Source organism: Bacillus sp. SIMBA_005 (assembly GCF_046535585.1).
Lineage (GTDB): Bacteria > Bacillota > Bacilli > Bacillales > Bacillaceae > Bacillus > Bacillus pumilus.
The window spans coordinates 1-278 of record NZ_JAWRWI010000277.1 but is presented as its reverse complement, the minus strand read 5'-3'; the positions used below and the strand labels follow the sequence as shown (position 1 = coordinate 278).

1 protein-coding gene is annotated in these 278 nt (G+C 54.3%); it reads left to right on the top strand.

All coding sequences use genetic code 11. The features are described 5' to 3' along the window. Positions 1 to 278: ScoMcrA-related endonuclease (locus tag SB660_RS20095; RefSeq protein ID WP_410584057.1), on the top strand; the 278-nt coding region annotated here is incomplete at both ends.

Genomic DNA, 278 nt, shown 5'->3' with positions numbered 1-278 from the left:
CAATGGGGGGCGGACAGCTTTACTGAGGTCACACATAGCTTGACTCACCAGCACGTGCTAAAGGCACTTGAAGAAATCGACCAACAAGGTGTGCCGGCGGGAGCCGATTCGACGCGGTATGACCTGGTTTATGAGGGTCGCCGCTACCCACCAAAACTGGTCCTTGAACTTTCCGCAAAAGTTGCTACGGGCTCTGATTTGTCGAGGCGCGAATTTAAGGGCGGTGAGGAATCTCGCGCGTTCAAGACTCTCCGCAATCTTGGCTTTCAAATCGAGGC